We start from the raw sequence: 24,393 nt of genomic DNA, 5'->3' as shown, positions 1-24,393 counted from the left end.
CCTCTCCCGCCCGGGAGAGGCCGGTCGTTTAGAAGCCGCGCTGCTCTTTAATCAGCTCCCAGGCTTTCTGGATCTCCTGCGCTTTCTGCTTAGCCATCTCCATCATTTCCGGCGGTAGCCCTTTCGCCACCAGCTTATCCGGATGGTGCTCGCTCATCAGCTTACGATAGGCGCGCTTGACGGTGGCGGCATCGTCGGTCGCTTTGACGCCCAGCACATTGCAGGCATCTTCAAGGGTTGGCCCGCGCTGCGCCTGCTGCCAGCCGGCGTTGCCGCCGCGCTGGCCGTAAGATTGCTGCTGCGAACCGCCGCCAAACTGTGCCCCGCCCTGCATCATGCGCAGGAACTGTTCGAACTGAGCGCGGGAGATGCCCAGCTCGTCGGCAATCACAAACAGCACGTCACGTTCGTTGGGATGCAGTTCGCCGTCGGCGAAAGCCGCCTGCAGCTGAATTTCCAGAAACATCCGAATTAAATCAAAACGCCCAAAGCAGACGCTGCGCAGCTGGCGCATTTTCTCCCGCAGCGGGTAATCATCTGATTTCCCTACGCGAAACGCGTGCTGGGCCGCGGTACGCGCTTCGCCGTGCAGGTTCATGCGATCCATCAGCAAATTGGCGACCTGAATATCGGCTTCGGTAACGCGCCCTTTCGATTTGGTCAGATGCCCCATCACTTCAAACGTCGTCGAGAAGAACAGCGACTGGCGCTCCTGCTGATTGGCAAAGACGTTCAGCCGGCGGCTGCGCGCGCGGTCAAACATATGTCCGATTAAGAAGCCCAGCACCACGCCCCAAAAGCCGCCGCCCATCATCAACGCAACCGCAACGCCAATTATTTTACCCAAATACTGCATAGACTCCCCAATCTCTCTGCCGCCAGTTAAGCTATATCTGACCGCACGTTACAAAGCGTTTACGCCTCGGTCAATTGTGGGACATAGCCTATAATTTGCTTTATCATACTCGTCATTCTACACGGTGCCTAACGCTCGGACTCGAAACGGGCAGGATTAACACTAGCGCGATTTAGACGAGTACGTTAGGCTCTGACCGTTTGCAAGCCGCTGCCACACGATGACGGAACAACAAATACAACGTATGAAAAAACGTATTCCCAGCCTCCTGGCCACCATGATTGCCAGCGCCTTGTATAGCCAACAGGGCCTCGCTGCCGATCTCGCCACGCAGTGTATGCTTGGCGTACCAAGCTACAATCGTCCTTTGGTTGAAGGGAAACCCAACGACCTGCCGGTGACGATCGATGCCGATCATGCGAAAGGCAACTATCCTGATAACGCCGTATTTACCGGCAACGTTGATATCAATCAGGGGAACAGCCGACTGCAGGCCGATGAAGTGCAGCTTCACCAGCAGCAGGCCGCGGGCCAGCCGCAGCCGGTGCGCACGGTCGACGCCCTCGGCAACGTTCACTATGATGACAATCAGGTGATCCTCAAAGGGCCGAAAGCCTGGTCGAATCTGAACACCAAAGATACCAACGTCTGGCAGGGCGATTACCAAATGGTTGGCCGTCAGGGGCGCGGTACCGCTGACCTGATGAAACAGCGCGGTGAAAACCGCTATACCATCTTAGAAAACGGCAGCTTCACCTCCTGTTTGCCGGGCTCTGACACCTGGAGCGTGGTCGGCAGTGAAGTCATCCACGACCGCGAAGAACAGGTCGCTGAGATCTGGAACGCCCGCTTCAAGCTCGGTTCCGTACCGATTTTTTATAGTCCCTACCTGCAGCTGCCGGTGGGCGACAAGCGTCGTTCGGGCTTCCTGATCCCCAACGCCAAATACAGCACCAAAAACGGCGTCGAGTTCTATCTTCCTTACTACTGGAACATCGCCCCGAACTTCGACGCCACGCTGACGCCGCACTATATGAGCAAGCGCGGCGGCGTCATGTGGGAGAACGAATTCCGCTATCTGACCAAAGCAGGAACCGGCTTAATCGAGTTCGACTACCTGCCTTCGGATAAAATTTACCAGGACGATCACTCCGGCGACAGCAATAGCCGCCGCTGGCTGTTCTACTGGAACCATTCTGGCGTCGTAGACCAGGTGTGGCGCTTCAACGCCGACTACACCAAAGTCAGCGACCCGGACTACTTTAACGACTTCAGCTCTAAATACGGTTCCAGTACCGATGGCTACGCGACGCAGAAGCTCAGCGCCGGCTACGCGAATCAGAACTTTGACGCCACCGTATCGACCAAGCAGTTCCAGGTCTTTAACCGCGACTCAAGCAACGCCTATTCCGCCGAGCCGCAGCTGGACGTGAACTACTACCAGAACGATGTCGGCCCGTTTGATACCCATCTTTATGGCCAGGCGGTGCATTTTGTTAACTCGAACAGCAGAATGCCGGAAGCAACGCGCGTTCACTTCGAGCCAACCATCAATCTGCCGCTGTCTAACGGCTGGGGAAGCATCAATACTGAGGCAAAACTGCTGGCAACCCATTACCAGCAAAGCAACCTTGATGACTACAACGCGGCCAACGGTACCGATTACAAAGACTCCGTTAACCGCGTCATGCCGCAGTTTAAAGTCGATGGTAAAATGGTTTTCGAGCGCGATATGCAGGAGAACTATACTCAGACGCTTGAGCCGCGGATGCAGTATCTGTATATCCCCTATCGTGACCAGAGCAAGATCGGCAGCTACGACTCAACCCTGCTGCAGTCGGACTACAGCGGCCTGTTCCGCGACCGTACCTATAGCGGCCTCGACCGTATCGCTTCCGCCAACCAGGTCTCCACCGGCGTCACATCTCGCGTTTATGATGCCGCCGCCGTTGAACGTTTTAATATTTCCGTTGGTCAAATCTACTATTTCACCGAGGCACGTACCGGTGACGACAACATCAACTGGGAGAACAACGACACGCGAGGTTCACTGGTATGGGCTGGCGATACCTACTGGCGCATCGCCGATGACTGGGGTTTACGCGGGGGAATTCAGTACGATACGCGTCTGGATAACGTCGCAACCGGCAGCGGAACCGTGGAATACCGTCGCGACGAAAACCGTTTAGTACAACTTAACTATCGTTATGCGAGCCCGGAATACATTCAGGCGACCCTGCCGTCTTATTCCACCGCTAAGCAGTACAAAGATGGTATCTCGCAGGTGGGGATGACCGCCAGCTGGCCAATCGTCGATCGTTGGGCAGTCGTCGGCGCTTATTACTACGACACGAATACCAGAAAGTCAGCGAACCAGATGTTAGGGGTTCAGTATAGCTCCTGCTGCTACGCTATCCGCGTCGGCTATGAACGTAAGATCAACGGCTGGGATAACAGCAGCAGCGAAAGCAAATACGACAACACCTTCGGCTTTAACATTGAGCTGCGCGGCCTGAGCTCCAACTACGGTCTCGGCACCCAGCAGATGCTGCGTTCGAACATTTTACCGTACCAGAGCTCCCTGTGATGTGGCTGGTTTACACGTAATCCGCAATTGCGGTTAATTGAAATGGAAAAAGTATGAAGAACTGGAAAACGCTGCTTCTCGGTATCGCCATGATCGCGAATACCAGTTTCGCTGCCCCACAGGTTGTCGATAAAGTAGCGGCTGTCGTCAATAATGGCGTTGTTCTTGAAAGCGACGTCGATGGCTTGATGCAATCGGTAAAACTGAACGCCGGCCAGGCCGGGCAGCAGCTGCCGGATGACGCCACCCTGCGTCATCAGATCCTTGAGCGTCTGATCATGGACCAGATTGTCCTGCAGATGGGCCAGAAAATGGGCGTGAAGATCTCTGACGATCAGCTCGACCAGGCCATCGCCAACATCGCCAAACAAAACAACATGACCATGGATCAGATGCGCAGCCGTCTGGCCTATGACGGTATCAACTACAGCACCTACCGTAATCAAATTCGTAAAGAGATGCTGATTTCGGAAGTACGTAACAACGAAGTCCGTCGTCGTATCACCGTTCTGCCGCAGGAAGTTGAAACCCTGGCCAAACAGATTGGCGATCAGAACGACGCCAGCACCGAGCTGAATCTCAGCCACATTCTGATCCCGCTGCCGGAAAACCCAACGTCCGAGCAGGTGGCGGAGGCTCAGGATCAGGCCAATTCAGTGGTTCAGCAGGCGCGCAGCGGCGCGGACTTTGGCAAACTGGCTATCACCTACTCTGCCGACCAGCAGGCGCTGAAAGGCGGCCAGATGGGCTGGGGCCGGATTCAGGAACTGCCGGGCATCTTCGCCCAGGCGCTGAGCACCGCGAAAAAAGGCGATATCGTCGGCCCGATACGTTCCGGCGTGGGCTTCCATATCCTGAAAATTAACGATATGCGCGGCGGCAGCCAGAACATCTCCGTGACCGAAGTTCACGCTCGCCATATCCTGCTGAAACCGTCGCCGATCATGAACGACGATCAGGCTCGGGCGAAGCTGGAGCAGATCGCGGCTGATATTAAGAGTGGAAAAACCACCTTTGCCAAAGCGGCAAAAGAGTTCTCTGAAGATCCGGGCTCTGCCAACCAGGGCGGTGATTTAGGCTGGGCGACGCCGGATATCTTCGATCCGGCCTTCCGCGACGCCATTCTGCGCCTCAATAAAGGCCAGACCAGCGCTCCGGTTCACTCCTCCTTCGGCTGGCACCTGATTGAGCTGCTGGATACCCGCAACGTCGACAGAACCGACGCCGCGCAGAAAGATCGCGCTTACCGCATGCTGATGAACCGTAAGTTCTCTGAAGAAGCGGCGACCTGGATGCAGGAACAGCGCGCCAGCGCCTACGTGAAGGTTCTGAGCAACTAATTGCATTAGCCTCATACACAACATCGCTCAGGGTGTATCGAGGCGGCTGAGCAAATCGCCCCGGTCTCTGACGGGGGCGACGAAGCGCAGCCAGTAAGAGACCGCCTGAAGGATGACGTGTATGAATCGAGTTGTTATCACTCCCGGTGAACCCGCCGGGATTGGCCCCGACCTCGTTGTGCAGCTTGCGCAGCGCGACTGGCCGGTAGAGCTGGTGATCTGCGCCGATGGCGCTCTGCTGTCTGACCGGGCGAACCTGCTCGGTCTTCCTTTATCGCTTCTGCCATACAACCCCACCGCTCCCGCTACGCCGCAGCGTGCAGGCACCCTGACCCTTCTCCCCGTCGCGCTCAACGCGCCGGTTGAACCGGGCGTGCTCAACGTCAGCAACGGCAGCTACGTGGTGGAAACGCTGGCCCGCGCCTGCGATGGCTGCCTGAACGGCGAATTCGCCGCGCTGATTACCGGGCCGGTGCACAAGGGCATTATTAACGATGCGGGGATCGCCTTTACCGGTCATACCGAGTTCTTTGAAGAGCGCTCGCAGGCCAGTAAAGTGGTGATGATGCTGGCGACCGAAGCGCTGCGCGTGGCGCTGGTGACCACTCACCTGCCGCTAAAAGCGATAAGCGATGCGATTACCCCTGAGCTGCTGCGGGAAATCATCACTATCCTGGATCACGATCTGCGAACCAAATTTGGTATCAGCAACCCGCACGTGCTGGTTTGCGGCCTGAACCCGCACGCGGGCGAAGGCGGCCATATGGGGACGGAAGAGATCGATACCATCATTCCGGTGCTCGAAGAGATGCGCGCGAAGGGGATGAATCTCAGCGGCCCGCTGCCGGCGGATACCCTGTTTCAGCCGAAATACCTCGACCATGCCGATGCGGTACTCGCGATGTATCACGATCAGGGCCTGCCCGTGCTAAAATACCAGGGCTTTGGCCGCGGCGTGAACATTACGCTCGGTTTACCATTTATTCGCACTTCCGTTGACCACGGCACCGCGCTTGAACTTGCGGGCCAGGGGAAAGCGGAAGTCGGCAGTTTTATCACGGCGCTTAATCTCGCCATTAAAATGATTGTTAATACTCAATGAATAATCGAGTCCATCAGGGCCACTTAGCCCGTAAGCGCTTCGGGCAAAACTTTCTCAACGATCAGTTTGTGATCGACAGCATTGTCTCGGCCATCAATCCACAAAAAGGCCAGGCGATTGTTGAAATCGGCCCCGGCCTCGCCGCGCTGACCGAACCGGTCGGTGAACGCCTCGACCAGCTCACCGTTATCGAGCTGGACCGCGACCTGGCCGCTCGTCTGCAGACGCATCCGTTCCTCGGACCTAAGCTGACGATTTATCAGCAGGACGCGATGACCATGAACTTCGGCGAGCTGTCGCAGAGCATGGGCCAGCCGCTGCGCGTATTCGGCAACCTGCCGTACAACATCTCGACCCCGCTGATGTTCCATCTGTTCAGCTATACTGATGCCATTGCCGATATGCACTTTATGCTGCAAAAAGAGGTCGTCAATCGCCTGGTTGCCGGGCCGAACAGTAAGGCGTATGGTCGGTTAAGCGTAATGGCGCAGTACTACTGCCAGATCATTCCGGTGCTTGAAGTTCCGCCGAGCGCCTTTACGCCGCCGCCTAAAGTCGATTCCGCCGTGGTGCGTCTGGTGCCTTACCGCACGCTGCCGCATCCGGTGAAAGAAGTGCGCGTACTGAGCCGTATCACGACGGAAGCCTTTAACCAGCGTCGGAAAACGATCCGCAACAGTCTCGGCAACCTGTTCAGCGTTGAGGTTCTGACCGAACTGGGCATCGATCCGGCGAAGCGCGCAGAGAATATTTCCGTAGCGCAGTACTGTCAGCTAGCTAACTGGTTATCTGAGAACGCGCCCACCAAGGAGAGCTAACCATGATTAATTCGCCCCGAGTTTGTGTACAGGTGCAAAGCGTCTACATCGAATCGCAATCTTCTCCGCAAGAAGAGCGCTACGTCTTCGCTTATACCGTGACCATTCGCAATCTGGGGCGGACGCAGGTTCAGCTTCTTGGCCGCTACTGGCTTATCACCAACGGCCACGGTCGTGAGACCGAAGTCCAGGGTGAAGGCGTGGTCGGCGAGCAGCCGCATATTCCGGCCGGCGGCGAATATCAATATACCAGCGGCGCGGTCATTGAAACGCCGCTGGGCACCATGCAGGGACATTATGCGATGATCGATGTGAACGGCGCGCCGTTCACCATCGAAATCCCTGTTTTCCGTCTCGCAGTACCCACTCTCATCCATTAAAACATGTCTACATACCTTATTGGCGACGTTCACGGTTGCTACGATGAACTGATCGCATTATTAGAGCAGGTGGAGTTTAACCCTGAGACTGATACGCTGTGGCTCACGGGCGACCTGGTCGCGCGCGGTCCCGGTTCGCTCGAAGTACTGCGTTTCGTGAAACAGCTTGGCGATAGCGTACGCCTCGTCCTGGGCAATCATGACCTGCACCTGCTGGCGGTCTTTGCGGGCATTAGCCGCAATAAACCCAAGGATCGGCTGAAATCGCTGCTTGAGGCGCCGGACGCCGACGATCTGCTCAACTGGCTGCGTCGTCAGCCGATGATGCAAATCGATGAAGAGAAAAAGCTGGTCATGGCCCATGCCGGGATCACCCCGCAGTGGGATCTGGAAACCGCCAAACAGTGCGCCCGCGATGTGGAAGCCGTACTTGCCAGCGACTCCTATCCGTTCTTCCTTGATGCGATGTACGGCGATATGCCGAACAACTGGAGCAACGAACTCAGCGGCCTGGCGCGCCTGCGCTTTATCTCCAACGCCTTTACCCGCATGCGCTACTGCTTCCCGAACGGGCAGCTGGATATGTACGCCAAGGAGGCGCCGGAAAACGCGCCCGCGCCGCTCAAGCCGTGGTTTGCTATTCCCGGGCCGGTGGCCAGCGAGTACAGCATTGCCTTCGGTCATTGGGCTTCGCTGGAAGGGAAAGGCACGCCGGAAGGGATTTACGCGCTGGATACCGGCTGCTGCTGGGGCGGCGATCTGACCTGCCTGCGCTGGGAAGATAAAACGTACTTCACGCAGCGATCGAACCGGCAGAGCAATCTTGATGAAGGCGAGGCGATCGCCTCCTGAAGAGAGTCACCCCGGTGAGCGAACGTCACCGGGGAAAACCTTAGCGGCGCTCCAGAATCTCGAAGCAGTAGCTATGGGAATTCTGCGCATCGGCATCGTGGAACTCGCTGAATACCGACTCCCACTCATCCGGATCGTAATCCGGGAAGTGGGTATCCCCTTCCACTTCCGCATCAATATGGGTCAGATAGAGCTTGTGCGCTTTCGGCAGGAACTGCTCGTACACGCGTCCGCCGCCGATCACCATCATCTCTTCCACGTCGCCGCAGGCGGCAATGGCTTCATCTACCGATTTGACCCACTGCACGCGATCGTCGGTGCCGGGCTGGCTGCTAATCACGATATTTTTACGCCCCGGTAACGGACGACCGATGGATTCCCAGGTAAGACGTCCCATCACTACCGGTTTGTTTAAGGTATTGCGCTTAAACCAGGCGAGATCGGCAGGCAGATTCCATGGCATGGCGTTTTCCATACCAATGACGCGATCTACCGCTAACGCCGCAATCAGACTGATCATTGAATAATTCCCGAATGCAAAAAATTGTCGCCACTATACGGAAAGCGTAATACTTCGTCGACTGGGCGAAGAGTAAAGAATCAGAAAATTTTAAGATTTGCTGGCGAGCCCACGTAAGCCCCGTGAGCCGCCAGGCAGGATTTAAATTGAAAACAAAATGTTACTTGTAAAGCTAACGTAACACCCTGAATTCTCCCTTATGCCGAGGGCTTATTTTGCGGCTCATCGGCGATGTCACCGGTATGCCGTCCCTCTTCCGTTCCTTGCCAGCCGTGACGCTGAACCAGCGATAAATGATTGCGGTCTTCGTTGATAATGCCGGTCAGCATATCGCTGGTGCGCTTGAATACCGCCACCCGGGAAGCCGCGTCGTTTTCCGCCATCGCCACCATCTCTTCCACCATTTGCAGATTGAAACGGCGGAACAGATCGGCCCGTTCGCGGGCCTCGTAGGCGCCCAGGCCCAGCGCCTCCAGCGTCATGCGTCCGGACTTCAGCGCCGCTTCGAAGGTTTCACGCTCCGGCGCTTCGACCCCGGCCTGGCGCAGCTTGATGTAATGATCGACATCGCGGGCGCGGGAGATGATCTGCAGATGCGGGAAATGCTCTTTTGCCAGCTCCGCCAGCTGCAGGTTCGTCTGCGGATCGTCGATGGCGTTAATCAGCACTTCCGCCTTTTCCGCCCCCGCCGACTCCAGCAGGTCCACCCGCGTCGCATCGCCGTAGAACACCTTCATATCAAATTTACGCAGGGTGTCGACGTGGTCAGGATCGTGATCGAGAATCACCATCTTCACCCCGCTGGAGAGCAGTACGCGGCCGGCGATCTGCCCGTAACGGCCAAAGCCGGCGATAATCACCCGCGGCTGCTCTTCGTCAATTTCATCGGCTTCGCGCTCCTGGCCGCTGGCGGATTTCTCCAGGCGGGTCAGCAGCACCAGCAGGATTGGCGTGGCCGCCATTGATAGCGCCACCGCGAGGGTCAGCGCCTTCGCCCATTCGCCGTCCAGGACATCGGCCATCTGCGCCGCGCCGAAGACCACAAAGGCGAATTCGCTCCCCTGCCCCAGCAGCACCGCAAACCAGCGGCGCTGGGCGCGCGGAACGCCTAACGGCCGGGCGATCAGCCACAGCATCAGGGATTTAATCACCAGGAATCCCACCAGCAGAATCAGGATCCGCAGCGGATGGGTCACCAGGGTACCGAAGTCGATAGACATCCCGACGCCGATAAAAAACAGCCCCAGCAGCAGGCCCTTAAACGGTTCAATATCGCTCTCCAGGGCGTGGCGGTACTCCGAGCTCGCCAGCAGCACGCCGGCGAGGAAGGCCCCCATCGCCATCGACAGCCCGACCTCTTCCAGCAGCAGCCCGAAGCCAAACACCAGGAACAGCGCCACGGCGCTGAAGACTTCACGCAGGCCGGAGCGCGCGACAAAACGCAGCATCGGCCGGGTCAGATAGCGTCCGAGCGCCACCACCAGCGCCAGCGCGCCCGCTACTTTCAGGGCCGAGAGCGCAAACGCGCCCAGCGTCGTCGAGCCGCCGCTCGCCGCCAGCAGCGGGATCATCGCCACCAGAGGAATGGCCGCGATATCCTGGAACAGCAGCACCGCAAAGGCGCTGCGGCCCAGCTGGGTAACCGTCAGGTTACGTTCGTTCATCGCCTGCATAGCGATCGCCGTTGAGGAGAGCGCCAGGGTCATGCCAATCAGTTCGGCAACCTGCCAGCGCAGACCCAGCGACATGCAGAACAGGCCAATCAGCACGCCGCAGACGACCATCTGCAGCGCCCCGCCGCCGAACACCGAGGCGCGCAGTTTCCACAGCCGCTGGGGATCGAGCTCAAGACCGATAACGAAAAGCATCAGCACCACGCCGATTTCCGCGAAGTGCAAAATCGACTCGGCGTCGGTGACCAGCCGCAGCCCCCACGGGCCAATAATACATCCGGCAATTAGGTAGCCGAGCACCGACCCCAGCCCAAGGCGTACGGCAATGGGCACGATCAGCGCGGCGGATCCTAAATAGATCAGCGCCTGTATCAGCGTATGGCTATCCATTATTGTGCGCCTCCTGCCATTCGATTAAACGTTGACGGTAGTGGCGCGCCTGCGCCTGAAGGGTTTCGTCATCGCAGATAAAAGTGCAATGCATCGCGAACGGCGGCAGCCATTTCATGCCGCAATACAGCGCGGTCGCCTGCAGCGGCTGCGCCAGGACGTCGAAACCGGGAAAGGAACCAATATCAAAATGGCTTTCGCCGCCGCCGGTGGTCACCGCCCACATCAGCGATTTACCGCGCAGCGCGATACCGTTGTGCCCGTATGCCCAGCCGTGCGCCAGCACTTTGTCCATCCACAGCTTGAGCAGCGGCGGCACGCTGTACCACTGCATCGGATGCTGCCAGATGACCAGATCGGCACGGGCCAGCGCCGCCTGCTCGGCAGCGATATCGATATTGAAATCGGGGTAAAGTTGATAGAGAGAGCGTATCTCGACGCCGTCAAGCGTCCCTGCCTGCTCAAGCATCCGCTTATTCGCATGCGAGTGCTGCGGATAAGGGTGCGCATAAATTATGAGGATCATTGATTAGCCTGCGTTAGCTCTTGTTGTAATCAGCAAGAGTGTAGACAGTTAATCGAACCGCTTACAGTGATAAGTGTGATTTATCTCTCGTTCAGGGCGAGGATCGGTCAGGCAAGCGTGACCCCGCGGTACGGGGCCGTGGATAACGCTTAGTTATCCAGTTCGTCCATGGACTTAACCTGATCGCGATTGATCTGCTCGGTGCGGCCGGTTTCCGCGTTTTTGTAAGACACCAGGCCTGTGTCGTCATCCACCTGCGGTTTGCCATCGGTGACAATGGTTTTTCCGTCGGTCGTTTTTAGCGACTGATTAGATGAACAGCCGGCCACGGTGAACAGTGCGGCAGCGGCGAAGATAGCAGCGGTGAGGGGCTTGTTGTGCATGGTGTTTCTCTCCCGTTATTAAGAGCCTATCCCATTAGGACTATTTCACTTGCCATTTTGGACCTGGGCAGTGCTCGAAATCCTCACGTACTACGTGTACGCTCCGGTTTCTCCGCGCTGTCCGTATCCAAACTGGCTGCGCCAATAACGCCTACTGGGATAGGCTCTAAGTCATATTCATTATCACCCTAACCACTTTAGGCTAGCTGACTGTCCGGCGAGAGAAAACCAGAACTCTCCGAAGTGGCCTGTTAACGCCGATCCCCCTGTTTTTGTTCGACGTTCAGCGCCGAGGGGAGCGTCACTTTATTCCGCCCAGGCTTATCGTCACGCAAAAAAAAGCGCCTCCGGCGTGGCCACCGGAGGCGCTTTTACTGGCAGATAATATTACTTTTTAATCTGCGCGTGCATTTCCTGCACCGAGGTCACTTTTTCCATCGCATTGGCATTCAGCGCCATTGCGGTCGCGAAACCGCCGTTCAGCGTGGTGTCGTAGTGCACTTTGTATTGCAGGGCGCTGCGGCGAATCAGCTTGGAGTCTTCAATCGCCTGGCGGCCCGCGGTGGTGTTGATGATGTAGGTGTATTCGCCATTCTTGATGCGGTCCTGAATGTGCGGACGGCCTTCATGCACCTTGTTCACCAGACGCGGGTTGATGCCGGCTTCGCCCAGCACAATCGCGGTACCGTGGGTCGCATCCAGCTCGAAACCAAACTTCAGCAGTTTTGCCGCCAGATCCACCACGCGCTCTTTGTCGCCTTCGCGAACGGAGAGCAGCGCGCGTCCCTGTTTCTTCATCGTCGAGTTGCTGCCCAGCTGCGCCTTGGCGAACGCTTCCGCGAAGGTGCGGCCTACGCCCATGACTTCACCGGTAGAGCGCATTTCTGGCCCTAACAGCGGGTCGACGCCCGGGAATTTGTTAAACGGCAGCACCACCTCTTTCACTGAATAGTACGGTGGGATGATCTCTTTCGTGACGCCCTGCTGAGCCAGCGTTTTCCCGGCCATCACGCGCGCCGCGACTTTTGCCAGCGGTACGCCGGTGGCTTTCGAGACGAACGGGACGGTACGCGCCGCGCGCGGGTTGACTTCAATCAGGTAGACTTCGTTGTTTTTGACCGCAAACTGCACGTTCATCAGGCCGCGCACCTGCAGCTCAAAGGCCAGCTTCTGCACCTGCTCGCGCATCACGTCCTGAATTTCCTGGCTCAGGGTGTAGGCCGGCAGCGAACACGCGGAGTCGCCGGAGTGCACGCCCGCCTGCTCGATATGCTCCATGATGCCGCCAATCAGCACCATTTCGCCGTCGCAGATCGCATCGACGTCGACTTCAACCGCATCGTCAAGGAAGCGGTCCAGCAGCACCGGCGCATCGTTAGAGACGCTGACGGCGGTCTGGAAGTAGCGACGCAGGTCGATTTCGTCGTAGACGATTTCCATCGCGCGGCCGCCGAGAACGTAGGACGGACGCACCACCAGCGGGTAGCCAATCTCTTTCGCCTTTTCGACCGCCATTTCGATCGCGGTCACGGTGGCGTTCGCCGGCTGCTTCAGCTTCAGGCGGTCAACCGCGTGCTGGAAGCGCTCGCGGTCTTCCGCACGGTCGATAGCATCCGGGCTGGTGCCGATAACCGGCACGCCTGCCGCTTCCAGCGCGCGCGCCAGCTTCAGCGGCGTCTGGCCGCCGTACTGCACGATAACGCCTTTCGGCTTCTCAATGCGCACGATTTCCAGCACGTCTTCCAGCGTCACCGGCTCAAAGTAGAGGCGGTCGGAGGTGTCGTAGTCGGTAGAGACGGTTTCCGGGTTACAGTTGACCATAATGGTCTCGTAGCCGTCTTCGCGCAGCGCCAGAGAGGCATGGACGCAGCAGTAGTCGAACTCGATGCCCTGGCCGATACGGTTCGGGCCGCCGCCGAGCACCATGATTTTGTCGCGGTCAACGGACGGGTTGGCTTCGCACTCGTCTTCATAAGTGGAGTACATGTAGGCGGTGTCGGTAGCGAATTCCGCCGCGCAGGTATCCACGCGCTTGTAGACCGGGTGCAGGTCATACTGGTCGCGCAGCTTGCGGATTTCCGCTTCGCGCACGCCAGCCAGCTTCGCCAGACGCGCATCGGCAAAGCCTTTACGCTTGAGCTGACGCAGGAAGTCGGCGTCGAGGCCGGTAATACCGACTTCAGCCACTTTCTCTTCCAGACGCACCAGCTCTTCAATCTGCACCAGGAACCAGCGGTCGATATTGGTCAGGTTGAACACGCCATCAACGGAGAGGCCCGCGCGGAAAGCGTCAGCGATGTACCAGATACGCTCAGCGCCCGCGTCTTTCAGCTCGCGGCGAATCTTGGTCAACGCTTCCGGGTCATCGAGGCTCACTTTCGGGTCGAAACCGGTAGCGCCCACTTCCAGGCCGCGCAGCGCTTTCTGCAGGGACTCCTGCTGGGTACGGCCAATCGCCATCACTTCGCCCACCGACTTCATCTGGGTGGTCAGACGGTCGTTCGCGCCGACGAATTTTTCAAAGTTGAAGCGTGGGATTTTGGTCACGACGTAGTCGATGGACGGCTCAAACGACGCCGGGGTGCGGCCGCCGGTGATATCGTTCATCAGCTCATCAAGGGTGTAACCAACCGCCAGCTTCGCCGCCACTTTAGCGATCGGGAAGCCGGTGGCTTTCGAGGCCAGCGCCGAGGAGCGGGAGACGCGCGGGTTCATTTCGATAACGATCAGGCGACCATCTTTCGGGTTCACCGAGAACTGAACGTTGGAACCGCCGGTCTCTACGCCGATTTCACGCAGTACCGCCATCGAGGCGTTACGCATGATTTGGTACTCTTTGTCGGTCAGGGTCTGCGCCGGCGCCACGGTGATGGAGTCGCCGGTGTGGATGCCCATCGCGTCGAAGTTTTCGATGGAGCAGACGATGATGCAGTTGTCGTTTTTATCACGCACTACTTCCATCTCGTACTCTTTCCAGCCGATCAGCGATTCATCAATCAGCAGCTCGTTGGTCGGGGAGAGATCCAGACCGCGTTCGCAGATCTCTTCGAACTCTTCGCGGTTGTAGGCGATACCGCCGCCGGTGCCGCCCATCGTAAAGGACGGACGGATGATGCACGGGAAGCCAACTTCAGCGGCAACCGCCAGCGCTTCTTCCATGGTATGCGCGATACCGGAACGCGCGGTATCGAGACCGATTTTCTTCATCGCCACGTCGAAACGGCGGCGGTCTTCGGCTTTATCAATCGCGTCGGCGGTCGCGCCAATCATGGTCACGCCGAACTCGGCCAGCACGCCCTGACGCTCCAGCTCCAGCGCGCAGTTCAGCGCCGTCTGGCCGCCCATGGTCGGCAGAACCGCATCCGGACGCTCTTTCTCAATGATCTTGCGCACCACTTCCCAGTGAATCGGCTCGATGTAGGTGGCATCAGCCATTTCCGGGTCGGTCATGATAGTGGCCGGGTTAGAGTTCACCAGAATAACGCGGTAGCCCTCTTCGCGCAGCGCTTTACACGCCTGGGCGCCGGAGTAGTCAAACTCGCACGCCTGACCGATAACAATCGGGCCCGCGCCCAGAATCAGGATGCTTTTTATATCTGTACGTTTTGGCATGGTTCTCTTAACTCCTGATTATTTCGCGGACTGACGGTACTGCTCAATTAATTCGATAAAATGGTCGAACAGCGGTGCGGCATCGTGCGGGCCGGGGCTCGCCTCCGGATGTCCCTGGAAGCTAAACGCCGGTTTATCGGTACGGTGAATCCCCTGCAGGGTGCCGTCGAACAGCGACTTGTGGGTCACGCGCAGGTGGGCGGGCATAGACGCCTCATCCACCGCAAAGCCGTGGTTCTGCGCGGTGATCATCACCACGTTATTATCAATATCTTTTACCGGATGGTTGCCGCCGTGGTGGCCGAACTTCATCTTCACGGTCTTCGCGCCGCTCGCCAGAGCCAGCAGCTGGTGGCCGAGGCAGATGCCGAATACCGGAATATCGGTCTCCAGGAACTTCTCAATCGCTGCGATAGCGTAGTCGCAGGGCGCCGGGTCGCCGGGACCGTTGGACAGGAAGATACCGTCCGGATTCATTTTCAGCACCTCTTCAGCGGAGGTCTTTGCCGGCACCACCGTCAGACGGCAGCCGCGATCGACCAGCATGCGCAGGATGTTGCGCTTGGCGCCGAAATCGTAGGCCACCACGTGGAACGGCAGCTCGCTTTCCGCTTTGGCTTCCGGCAGGTCGCCCGCCAGCGTCCAGCTCCCCTGCGTCCAGCTGTAGGTTTCTGCGGTGGTCACTTCCTTCGCCAGATCCATGCCGTTGAGGCCCGGGAACGCTTTCGCTTTTTCCAGCGCCAGCTGCGCATCCGGGCTATCGCCGGCGATGATGCAGCCGTTCTGCGCGCCTTTTTCGCGCAGCAGGCGGGTCAGCTTACGGGTATCGATATCGGCAATCGCCACGATATTGTGGCGCTTCAGATAAGAAGAGAGGTCTTCGGTATTGCGGAAGTTGCTGGCAATCAGCGGCAGATCGCGAATGACCAGACCCTGCGCATGTACCTGAGAAGATTCTTCATCGGCGGCATTGGTGCCGACGTTGCCGATATGGGGATAAGTTAGAGTGACGATTTGGCGGGAATAGGAAGGATCAGTGAGGATTTCTTGATAACCGGTCATTGAAGTATTGAAAACGACTTCCCCAACCGCCGTGCCGGTAGCCCCAATGGCCCGACCGTGAAACTGGGTTCCGTCTTCCAGAACCAATAGCGCTGACTTAATCAAAACACCCTCCAGAGAATATCCACTCACTTTATTTGCATATTAATTCATAATGTAGATCTGAATCAATGCAAATCTGTTGCCCGCAGAATTTTGGCAAACGGCGGCATTCTGGAGAGATGGCGGGTAAAAGTCAACTTAAAGCGGATATTTTTAATCTTGTTTCAGGCCACTATTCAGTAATACCTGCCTTAACGGGCAAAAAGATCACCTAACTCGCCCGGGAAAACGCTTGCGGAGGAGGATGTTTGTAAAATCGCCGGGCAGGGATTGAAAAAGTAGACCATATGGTCAAAATTTACAATAAAACAACAAAAACAAGGCGGATAAGATAGTATTTTTCAGTCTTGGCGATAAAAAAACGGTTAAACACCAAAAATAAAAAAGGGCAATAAAACATTGCCCTTTGCAATCAATTACTTATTGAAAGCAATAACCACATCACGATGGGTAATAATCGTTATAAAGAGTTCAATTCAAGCACATCACGCATATCAAAAAGACCGTTTTTCTTGCCTTTTAGCCATAATGCAGAACGAACGGCACCATTTGCAAAAGTCATCCGGCTGGAAGCCTTATGGCTGATCTCAATACGTTCGCCGATATCCGCAAACATCGCCGTATGTTCGCCGACGATATCCCCGGCGCGCACGGTCGCAAAGCCGATGGTGCCGGGAACGCGTTCGCCGGTATAGCCTTCGCGACTGTAGACCGCACACGCTTTCAGATCTTTATCCAGCGCTCCGGCAATCGCCTCGCCCATCGCCAGCGCCGTACCCGATGGCGCATCCACTTTGTGACGATGATGCGCTTCGATAATCTCAATATCGGTATAGTCGCCCATCACCTTCGCCGCTTTTTCCAGCAGCTTAAGCATCACGTTGACGCCGACGCTGAAGTTGGCGGCAAACACGATGGCGATCTCCTGCGAAGCGTCGCGAATCGCCTGCTTCCCGGCGTCGTCAAACCCGGTGGTGCCGATAACCATGCCTTTGCCGTGTTGACGGCAAAACGCAAGATGGGCCAGCGTGCCTTCCGGGCGGGTAAAATCGATGAAAACGTCAAAATCGTCTTTTACCGCCTCGAGGCTGCTTTGCACCACCACCCCTGACCTGCCCGCGCCCGCCAGCTCGCCCGCATCGCTGCCGAGCAGCGAGGAACCTTCGCGCTCCAGCGCCGCGCCAAGCGCCGCGCCGTCCATCTGTTGTACCGCCTGAATTAACTGGCGTCCCATCCGGCCGCCCGCGCCCGCGATGGCCACGCGGATTTGTGCATCATGCATAGCTATTCTCTTTTGTTAACACTACGTAAATTGTTTTCAGAGTAACCAGCTCATTGATGGGCCGCTACTCAAAAACACCGATAATTAGAAATTTATGACAAACTGCCGCCGATATCAGTAAAAACTATAAGATTGTGTCGGGAATTTGCCGTGGAGTAGTGAGGAGCGAGGAGCGCGCAGTCCGCAACCCCGGCCCGGCCCTGTATGGCCAATCCGGGGAATACGGCGACAGAAAAGCAGCGACTAGTGCAGGAACAGCTCGCCGGCCGGGAAACCGGACAGGAACCAGGTGACCGCCAGCAGGTCGGCGCTGCCGCCCGGGCTAAGGTGGCGAATAATCAACTCATCATCCAGCCGGCGCAGCGCCTCCAGCCCGCCATCGGTCAGCACTCCGCCTTCCCACAGCAGCTTTTGCGCCTGCTGCTGCACAAAATTGAGCCCTTCCAGCCCGCCGCGCGACACCAGATTGGTATCGTCATTCCAGGCCATCAGGTGCAGTAGAGTCTGCAGTAACGCCAGATTGGTATCGCCGGTGTCCGCCATAACGCGATTGAAGACCGGCATCGCCTGGGTGCGCACGGTGCGAAAGCCGCTCTCCGCTTCGCCTCTGGCGCCGGAGAGCCCGTAGCGCAGGAAATGCCCTTCGCCTTTACTGACCTTCATTCCTTCAGGAGAGGAGAGCTCGCGCCCGACCAGGCCGCGGCAGAAGCGGGCCACCCGATCGCAAACCCGGTGCTGTTCAACCGGCTCCCCTCTGGCCACCAGCCTTCCCGCCGCCGCGCTGAGCAGGCCAAAAGCGAAGATCGCGCCGCGATGGGTATTCACCCCGCCGGTAGCCTCCAGCATATCCGTCTCGCACGCCATGCCCACCGGACGCAGCATCGTCAATACCTGCTCCGGCGTGATATTGGCCGTGTCGTGGCCCATAATGAAAAACTTCTCCATCCATGGCGCGACAGCCGCCGTGCTGGCCTCAAAAGAGGCCAGATCCATATCCCGATGCGCGCCGGCGTTACGAATATCCACCAGGCCCGGTTTCGGCGTCAGGCGGACTTCGGTCAGCAGCGCCCGTTCCACGCGAGAAACCATCTCCTCCGCCGTCACCGTTTGACGGCTCAACGGGCGACGCTGGCTTATCATCACTTCGCTCATGCCTTTCTCCTCAGCGCGTTTAACCGGCGCTTTTAACCTGATGAATGACATCAATCACTGACCCGTCGCGATAGCGCACCACGGCCACCACCCGATCGGTGAAGGCGATCGGGTCAGGCTTGCCGGTCAACAGTTCGGCGCGCTGCTGCAGCTCTTCAATGGTCAGCAGCGGGATACCCGCGTTACGCAGGTTATCAATCAGGTCCTGACGCGCCGGGTTGACGGCGATACCGTGATCGGTGACCAGCACATCCACGCTGGCGCCCGGCGTCACGCGAGTCAGCACCTTCTCCACCACGCACGGGATGCGCCCACGCACCAGCGGCGCGGTGATAATGGTTAAATCCGCGCCCGCTGCCGTATCGCTGTGGCCGCCGGACGCGCCGCGCAGCACGCCGTTGGAGCCGGTCATCACGTTAACGTTGAATCCGGTATCGATCTCCAGCGCGCTCAGCATCACCACGTTCAGGCGTTCGCAGGAGACGCCTTTCGAACCGGGATTGGCGTACTGATTAGCGGAAATTTCAATATGGTTAGGGTTATTGGCCAGCGAACGCGCGGCATCGCCGTCAAAAGACTGGGTATCCAGCAGCGCTTTGATCAGCCCCTTTTCGTGCAGATCGACCATCGTGCCGGTGATCCCGCCCAGACCAAAGCTGGCGGTAATGTTGTTACGACGCATCTTATCTTCGAGGAAACGGGTCACCGCCAGCGATGCGCCGCCGGTCCCCGTCTGCAAAGAGAAACCGTCTTTGAAATAGCCAGAGTGTTCGATCACCTTCGCCGCCTGGCGGGCGATCAGCAGTTCGCGCGGGTTGCTGGTCAAACGGATCGCCCCGGCGGTGATTTTCGCCGGATCGCCGACCTCATCGACCTGCACGATCAGATCCACCCGATCCTGGGCGATGCTGGCCGGATAGTTTGGATAATCTACCCACTCTTCGGTGAGCAGCACCACGCATCCGGCGGCCTCGGCATCCACTCTGGCGTAGCCCAGCGATCCGCAGCGGGATTTACCGCTAAAGCCGTTGGCGTTGCCATATTCATCGCAGCACGGCACGCCGAGGAACGCCACATCAATGCGTAGCTCACCGGTTTGCACTAAATGCGCCCTGCCGCCGTGAGAGTGGATTTGTACCGGGTTTTCCATCAGCCCGGCGGAGATCGCTTCGCCCAGCTTACCGCGCAGACCCGAGGTGTAAATCTGCCGGATCACGCCATTCTTAATATGCTCAATCAGCGGCCAGTGGGCATCGATAAGCGAGCTTGAAGCCAGCGTCAGATCGCGAAAACCCATCTCAGCCAGCTTCGCCACCACCATATTGACCACCTTGTCGCCGCCGCGGAAGGCGTGGTGAAAAGAGATGGTCATGCCGTTTTGCAGCCCGGAACGGCGAATCGCCTCCTCCAGCGAGGCGCAGATTTTACGCTGCCGCTTTTCGCTTTCGCTGGCCAGCCACGGGCTCTGCGCCGTCACGCCCGCATAGGGCGCTAATCCTTCCGGCATCACGTACTGCTGATTAAGCATTGCTACGGTCTCTTTCATTATTTACTCCTTAATCACGAATGCCGGAAGCCGACAGCGCCACGACTTTGCGCGCATGATCGATAATCGGTCCATCTATCATCTTGCCGTTCAGCGATACCACGCCCAGCCCGCGCGCTTCCGCCTCTTCCGCCGCCGCGATCACCTCCCGCGCATGTTCAACGTCTTTCAGCGTGGGGGCATAAACCTGGTGCAGCAGCTCAATCTGGCGCGGGTTGACCAGCGATTTACCGTTAAAGCCAAGATTCTTCGCCAGATTCGCTTCCGCGAGGAACCCCTCTTCATTGTTAATATCCGACCACACCACGTCGTACGCCGCGATCCCGGCGACTCGCGCCGCGTGCAGCACCGCGCAGCGGGCGTAAAACAGCTCGGTGCCGTCGCCGCGGCTGGTGCCCATATCCATAACGTAATCGAAGGCCGCCAGCGCGATGGCCGACAGGCGCGGGCTGGCGCGAGCGATCTCAACCGCGTTCACTACGCCCAGCGCCGACTCTATCGCCGCCATTAATTTCGTGCTGCCCACTTCCCGGCCGCATTCGCGCTCAATCCGCTCGACCTGCGCTTCCAGCTCATGGATATCTTCTTTGCTATCGGTTTTCGGCAGGCGCACCATATCGACGCCCGCGCGCACCACCGCCTCAAGGTCGGCGAGACCAAACGGCGTGCTGAGCGGGTTAATGCGCACCACGGTTTCCACATCCCGGTAGAGCGGATGCTGTAGCGCATGATGCACCAGCAGGCGGGCGGTATCTTTTTCACGGAGCGAGACGGCATCTTCGAGGTCGAACATCACCGCGTCAGCGCCGTAAACAAATGAGGTGCTTAACATCGCGGCGTTGGCGCCGGGGATAAACAGCATACTGCGACGAGGTTTCATAGCTGACTCCAGTGCGGTTGAGATTGTTGCGCCGCGCGCAGCGCCGCGGCCTGAACCCGAGCCTTCAGTACGCATTCGAGCGCGCCTTTATCATCGACGACGACGTTCGCCCGGCTCACCCCAAGCTGCGTCAGCGTCTCTCTGACCACCCGCTCAATCGCCGCGCCAAACTGCTGCTTCACAATGCTGTCGATTTCAAGCTGAATACCTGGCTCATTCGCAGGCCCGATCCTGACCATCACATCGCTGGATTCCAGTGTGCCGGCCAGGGCGTCAATCATCATTTCCATAGAGGCTGATCCTTAGTTATGGAGGTAAATCAGGCGGTTTGGTGTTCGCTTTCCGCCAGATGTATCAGAAAAGAGAGGGTTCCCGGCGGCACCAGCGGCGCAATCGACGACCACTGGCGCTGCTGATACAGCCTGCGCACCCGGGAAGCGGAAATGGGCGCGCCCTCTTTCTCAACCCGCGCCAGCTCAACCACCTGAATCGCCGGCGCGTCGCCGGGCGCTTCCAGCAGCTGGCGCATGCGCTGGTTGTAGCGACGGGTTAATTCACACAGCGGTTCGCTGCCGACAAAGCGGTGGGTCACCCCCAGCGCCGGGGCTAAACGTTCGCGAAAGAGCTGCAGATCGATCTGGCTGTGGCAATCGTCAACCACGCCTTTGTCTTTCAGGAAGTAGCCGGGAAAAGTGGCGCGCGAGATCAGATAGGCCGACCCCGGATGCAGGGTCACGTTGGCGATCCCGGCGATCCCCTGTTCAATCAGCGCCACGCGATCGCGGTAGCGGAAAAACGAAGCATCTTCCTTCACCACGAACAGATGCAGCCAGTCGCAGCGTTGAGCCGCCTGCTCCACCAGCCAACGATGCCCCAGGGTAAAGGGATTGGCGTTCATCACGATGGCGCCGATTTTTTCGCCGGGCTGACGATACATCGTAAGCTGGCGGCAATAGCGGGCCAGACGTTCGCGGCTATTTTCCATTAACACGGCCTGTTCCCCCGCGCGGGCGATAGGCCAGAACCCGGCGCAGGAGAAGAGCTCCGCGTTATAGGGTTTAGTGAACAGAAACAGCTCGCTGCGGCCCAGCTCATACGCCAGGGTCATCAGTTCAGTCAGCAGCTTCAGGCTGAGCCCTTCCCCCTGCAGCGACGGGTCGACGGCAATACACTTCAGAACGCATCCGGCAATGGCGCCGCAGCCGACAATGCGCCGCTGGTACTCGACGATAATCGCCCATTCGCAGTCCGCCTCCAGCGAGAGCTGGTGCTGATGAAGAAAGAGGTCAACGGCCTCTCGCCGCCGGGGGTCGAGCTGTACCGCGACGCGTTTTACTATCAGATTCATTTTTTTCGCGCTTCATTGACCAAAACGAGCTGTATTTCGCCATCGTTCCCGCAGCGGTTCTTTTATTTCAATCACATTTTTTCGCGTACCTTAATTGGCTTTATGGTTTTTATGTTGTTAATTAATTCAGAAGAATAAAAACAATTAAATTAATTAAAAACACGACTAATCAGTGAAGATAATCACATATCGCCGGGGAACATATTTATTATTATGCCGCCGTCCTATTATTGTTTTTTCTAACGGCATTAATACACAAAATCATTCAAGTTGCATCGAGGCGGTAACTGAATGAATCCCCAGGAGCTTACGCATAGTAAGTGACTGGGGTGAGTGAAGGCTGCCAACAAAGAGGCAGCTTGAAGGATGATGTGTATATTCCTTTTTTTAACAGGGTGACGTCATATGACTAATATGAGCCAGGCTCCATCTGCGGAGAAAAAAGGGGTTAGCGATATTCTGGGGTTTAAAATCTTCGGCATGTCGCTACCGCTTTACGCCTTTGCGTTAATCACTTTACTACTTTCACACTTTTATAATGCCCTGCCGACCGACATTGTTGGTGGCTTCGCGATCATGTTTATTATTGGCGCCGTTTTTGGCGAAATTGGCAAACGCCTGCCAATCTTCAATAAATATATTGGCGGCGCGCCGGTGATGATCTTCCTCGTGGCCGCCTATTTCGTTTACGCCGGCATTTTCACCCAGAAAGAAATTGATGCAATCACTAATGTGATGGATAAAAGTAACTTCCTGAACTTATTCATCGCAGTATTGATTACCGGCGCAATCCTCTCGGTTAACCGTAAGCTGCTGCTGAAATCTCTGCTGGGTTATATTCCGACCATTTTAATGGGGATCCTCGGCGCATCCATCTTCGGGATTATCATTGGTCTGTGCTTCGGTATCTCCATCGACCGCATCATGATGCTGTACGTCCTGCCGATTATGGGCGGCGGCAACGGCGCGGGCGCGGTGCCGCTGTCTGAAATTTATCACTCCGTCACCGGTCGTTCGCGTGAAGAGTACTACTCCACCGCGATTGCTATCCTGACCATCGCCAACATCTTTGCCATCGTCTTTGCTGCACTCCTCGATATTATCGGTAAAAAACACACCTGGCTGAGCGGTGAAGGCGAACTGGTGCGTAAAGCCTCCTTTAAAGTCGACGACGATGAAAAAGCGGGCCAGATTACCCATCGCGAAACCGCCGTCGGCCTGGTGCTCGCCACCACCTGTTTCCTGCTGGCCTACGTTATTGCCAAGAAAATTTTGCCAAGCATTGGCGGCGTCTCTATCCACTATTTCGCCTGGATGGTGCTGATCGTCGCGGCGCTGAACGCTTCCGGCCTCTGCTCGCCGGAGATCAAAGCCGGGGCCAAACGCCTGTCTGACTTCTTCTCTAAGCAGCTGCTGTGGGTACTGATGGTCGGCGTCGGCGTGTGCTACACCGACCTGCAGGAAATTATCGACGCGATTACCTTCGCGAACGTCATCATCGCGGCGGTGATCGTGGTGGGTGCGGTCGTCGGCGCGGCCGTCGGCGGCTGGATGATTGGCTTCTTCCCGATTGAGTCCGCGATCACCGCCGGTCTGTGCATGGCCAACCGCGGCGGCTCGGGCGACCTGGAAGTGCTCTCGGCCTGTAACCGTATGAATCTTATCTCTTATGCGCAAATATCCTCCCGTCTGGGCGGCGGTATTGTGCTGGTCATCGCCAGCATTGTGTTCGGCATGATGATGTAACCAACACGCACGATGGCGATGTTTGAGCGTCAACCACAGCGGTGCTCTTTAGGGTCCAGAGCCGGGGGCGGCTTCGGGAAATCCTCCCTACTCCTTAGCCGGAAGTATCGTTTGGTTAGCCTTCAAACACGCCGTCGTGCCCTTACTTTAGGGTCTTTCAATGACTGAAGCTGTACTGCTGGGTGAAGGCTTCACCCTGATGTTTCTCGGCATGGGGTTCGTGCTGGCGTTTCTGT

At 57.5% G+C, this 24,393-nt stretch carries 20 protein-coding genes and 1 pseudogene; 8 read left to right on the top strand and 13 right to left on the bottom strand.

Features of this window, described 5'->3' with window-relative positions; translation table 11 throughout:
• Positions 1-28 precede the first annotated feature (28 nt).
• Positions 29-856 carry a co-chaperone DjlA gene (djlA, locus tag ABLV30_RS02400; protein ID WP_014837387.1) on the bottom strand — a complete coding sequence of 276 codons (828 nt, stop codon included), beginning with the start codon at positions 854-856 and terminating at the stop codon, positions 29-31.
• Between the two features lie 244 nt (positions 857-1,100).
• Here djlA and lptD point away from each other — a divergent pair, with 244 nt between their 5' ends.
• The 6 genes from lptD (at position 1,101) to apaH (ending at position 7,935) form a co-directional block, all read left to right on the top strand.
• A complete protein-coding gene (gene lptD / locus ABLV30_RS02395) occupies positions 1,101-3,443 on the top strand; it encodes an LPS assembly protein LptD (protein WP_014227893.1) in 2,343 nt (780 codons plus the stop codon).
• Positions 3,444-3,496: 53 nt separating this feature from the next.
• Positions 3,497-4,783: a peptidylprolyl isomerase SurA gene (gene surA / locus ABLV30_RS02390; RefSeq protein WP_004098530.1), complete on the top strand. Its 1,287-nt coding sequence runs from the start codon at positions 3,497-3,499 to the stop codon at positions 4,781-4,783.
• A 112-nt stretch (positions 4,784-4,895) separates the two neighbouring features.
• Positions 4,896-5,885, top strand: coding sequence for a 4-hydroxythreonine-4-phosphate dehydrogenase PdxA (pdxA, locus tag ABLV30_RS02385; protein ID WP_025106472.1), 990 nt, complete (start codon positions 4,896-4,898; stop codon positions 5,883-5,885).
• Entirely contained in the window at positions 5,882-6,703 is an 822-nt protein-coding gene (gene rsmA / locus ABLV30_RS02380; RefSeq protein WP_004098527.1) for a 16S rRNA (adenine(1518)-N(6)/adenine(1519)-N(6))-dimethyltransferase RsmA, read from the top strand. The genes pdxA and rsmA overlap by 4 nt, the downstream gene beginning before the upstream one ends.
• 2 nt (positions 6,704-6,705) lie before the next feature.
• Entirely contained in the window at positions 6,706-7,083 is a 378-nt protein-coding gene (gene apaG / locus ABLV30_RS02375; RefSeq protein WP_004098526.1) for a Co2+/Mg2+ efflux protein ApaG, read from the top strand.
• Positions 7,084-7,086: 3 nt separating this feature from the next.
• Positions 7,087-7,935 (top strand): bis(5'-nucleosyl)-tetraphosphatase (symmetrical) ApaH, encoded by an 849-nt coding sequence (gene apaH / locus ABLV30_RS02370; RefSeq protein WP_014227890.1) that lies wholly within the window; start codon positions 7,087-7,089, stop codon positions 7,933-7,935.
• A 40-nt stretch (positions 7,936-7,975) separates the two neighbouring features.
• Here apaH and folA read toward each other — a convergent pair whose 3' ends face one another.
• The 12 genes from folA to citC all read right to left on the bottom strand — a co-directional run bounded on the left by folA (position 7,976) and on the right by citC (position 22,411).
• A complete protein-coding gene (gene folA, locus ABLV30_RS02365; RefSeq protein ID WP_004098524.1) occupies positions 7,976-8,455 on the bottom strand; it encodes a type 3 dihydrofolate reductase in 480 nt (159 codons plus the stop codon).
• 197 nt (positions 8,456-8,652) lie between these two features.
• Positions 8,653-10,518, bottom strand: coding sequence for a glutathione-regulated potassium-efflux system protein KefC (kefC, locus tag ABLV30_RS02360; protein ID WP_014227889.1), 1,866 nt, complete (start codon positions 10,516-10,518; stop codon positions 8,653-8,655).
• Positions 10,511-11,044: a glutathione-regulated potassium-efflux system oxidoreductase KefF gene (gene kefF, locus ABLV30_RS02355; protein ID WP_004098522.1), complete on the bottom strand. Its 534-nt coding sequence runs from the start codon at positions 11,042-11,044 to the stop codon at positions 10,511-10,513. The genes kefC and kefF overlap by 8 nt, the downstream gene beginning before the upstream one ends.
• A 149-nt stretch (positions 11,045-11,193) precedes the next feature.
• Positions 11,194-11,427, bottom strand: a complete 234-nt coding sequence (locus tag ABLV30_RS02350) for a YgdI/YgdR family lipoprotein (RefSeq protein WP_014227888.1) — start codon at positions 11,425-11,427, stop codon at positions 11,194-11,196.
• Positions 11,428-11,814: 387 nt separating this feature from the next.
• Positions 11,815-15,039 carry a carbamoyl-phosphate synthase large subunit gene (gene carB, locus ABLV30_RS02345; RefSeq protein ID WP_014837385.1) on the bottom strand — a complete coding sequence of 1,075 codons (3,225 nt, stop codon included), beginning with the start codon at positions 15,037-15,039 and terminating at the stop codon, positions 11,815-11,817.
• 18 nt (positions 15,040-15,057) lie between these two features.
• The gene (gene carA, locus ABLV30_RS02340; RefSeq protein WP_014837384.1) at positions 15,058-16,206 is read right to left on the bottom strand and encodes a glutamine-hydrolyzing carbamoyl-phosphate synthase small subunit; all 1,149 of its coding nucleotides are present in this window, start codon (positions 16,204-16,206) and stop codon (positions 15,058-15,060) included.
• 457 nt (positions 16,207-16,663) lie between these two features.
• Positions 16,664-17,485, bottom strand: coding sequence for a 4-hydroxy-tetrahydrodipicolinate reductase (dapB, locus tag ABLV30_RS02335; protein WP_004098517.1), 822 nt, complete (start codon positions 17,483-17,485; stop codon positions 16,664-16,666).
• Positions 17,486-17,728: 243 nt separating this feature from the next.
• Positions 17,729-18,637 carry a triphosphoribosyl-dephospho-CoA synthase CitG gene (gene citG, locus ABLV30_RS02330; RefSeq protein WP_049080582.1) on the bottom strand — a complete coding sequence of 303 codons (909 nt, stop codon included), beginning with the start codon at positions 18,635-18,637 and terminating at the stop codon, positions 17,729-17,731.
• 19 nt (positions 18,638-18,656) lie between these two features.
• Positions 18,657-20,183 carry a citrate lyase subunit alpha gene (gene citF, locus ABLV30_RS02325; protein WP_085520376.1) on the bottom strand — a complete coding sequence of 509 codons (1,527 nt, stop codon included), beginning with the start codon at positions 20,181-20,183 and terminating at the stop codon, positions 18,657-18,659.
• Positions 20,184-20,193: 10 nt separating this feature from the next.
• Positions 20,194-21,063 carry a citrate (pro-3S)-lyase subunit beta gene (gene citE, locus ABLV30_RS02320; protein ID WP_025106468.1) on the bottom strand — a complete coding sequence of 290 codons (870 nt, stop codon included), beginning with the start codon at positions 21,061-21,063 and terminating at the stop codon, positions 20,194-20,196.
• Positions 21,060-21,353, bottom strand: a complete 294-nt coding sequence (gene citD, locus ABLV30_RS02315) for a citrate lyase acyl carrier protein (RefSeq protein ID WP_004098513.1) — start codon at positions 21,351-21,353, stop codon at positions 21,060-21,062. The genes citE and citD overlap by 4 nt, the downstream gene beginning before the upstream one ends.
• Before the next feature lie 29 nt (positions 21,354-21,382).
• Positions 21,383-22,411 carry a [citrate (pro-3S)-lyase] ligase gene (gene citC / locus ABLV30_RS02310; protein ID WP_182094633.1) on the bottom strand — a complete coding sequence of 343 codons (1,029 nt, stop codon included), beginning with the start codon at positions 22,409-22,411 and terminating at the stop codon, positions 21,383-21,385.
• Between the two features lie 405 nt (positions 22,412-22,816).
• On the opposite strand from citC, the gene citS reads away from it, so the two are divergent.
• Positions 22,817-24,157, top strand: coding sequence for a citrate/sodium symporter CitS (gene citS / locus ABLV30_RS02305; protein WP_185219618.1), 1,341 nt, complete (start codon positions 22,817-22,819; stop codon positions 24,155-24,157).
• A gap of 160 nt (positions 24,158-24,317) precedes the next feature.
• Positions 24,318-24,393, top strand: a pseudogene (locus ABLV30_RS02300) (oxaloacetate decarboxylase gamma chain); the annotation flags it as partial.

It is taken from the genome of Klebsiella sp. CN_Kp113 (genome assembly GCF_040064585.1).
Taxonomy (GTDB): Bacteria; Pseudomonadota; Gammaproteobacteria; order Enterobacterales; family Enterobacteriaceae; genus Klebsiella; species Klebsiella michiganensis.
The sequence above is the reverse complement of the archived record's forward strand: the minus strand, read 5'-3'. Positions and strand labels throughout refer to the sequence as shown.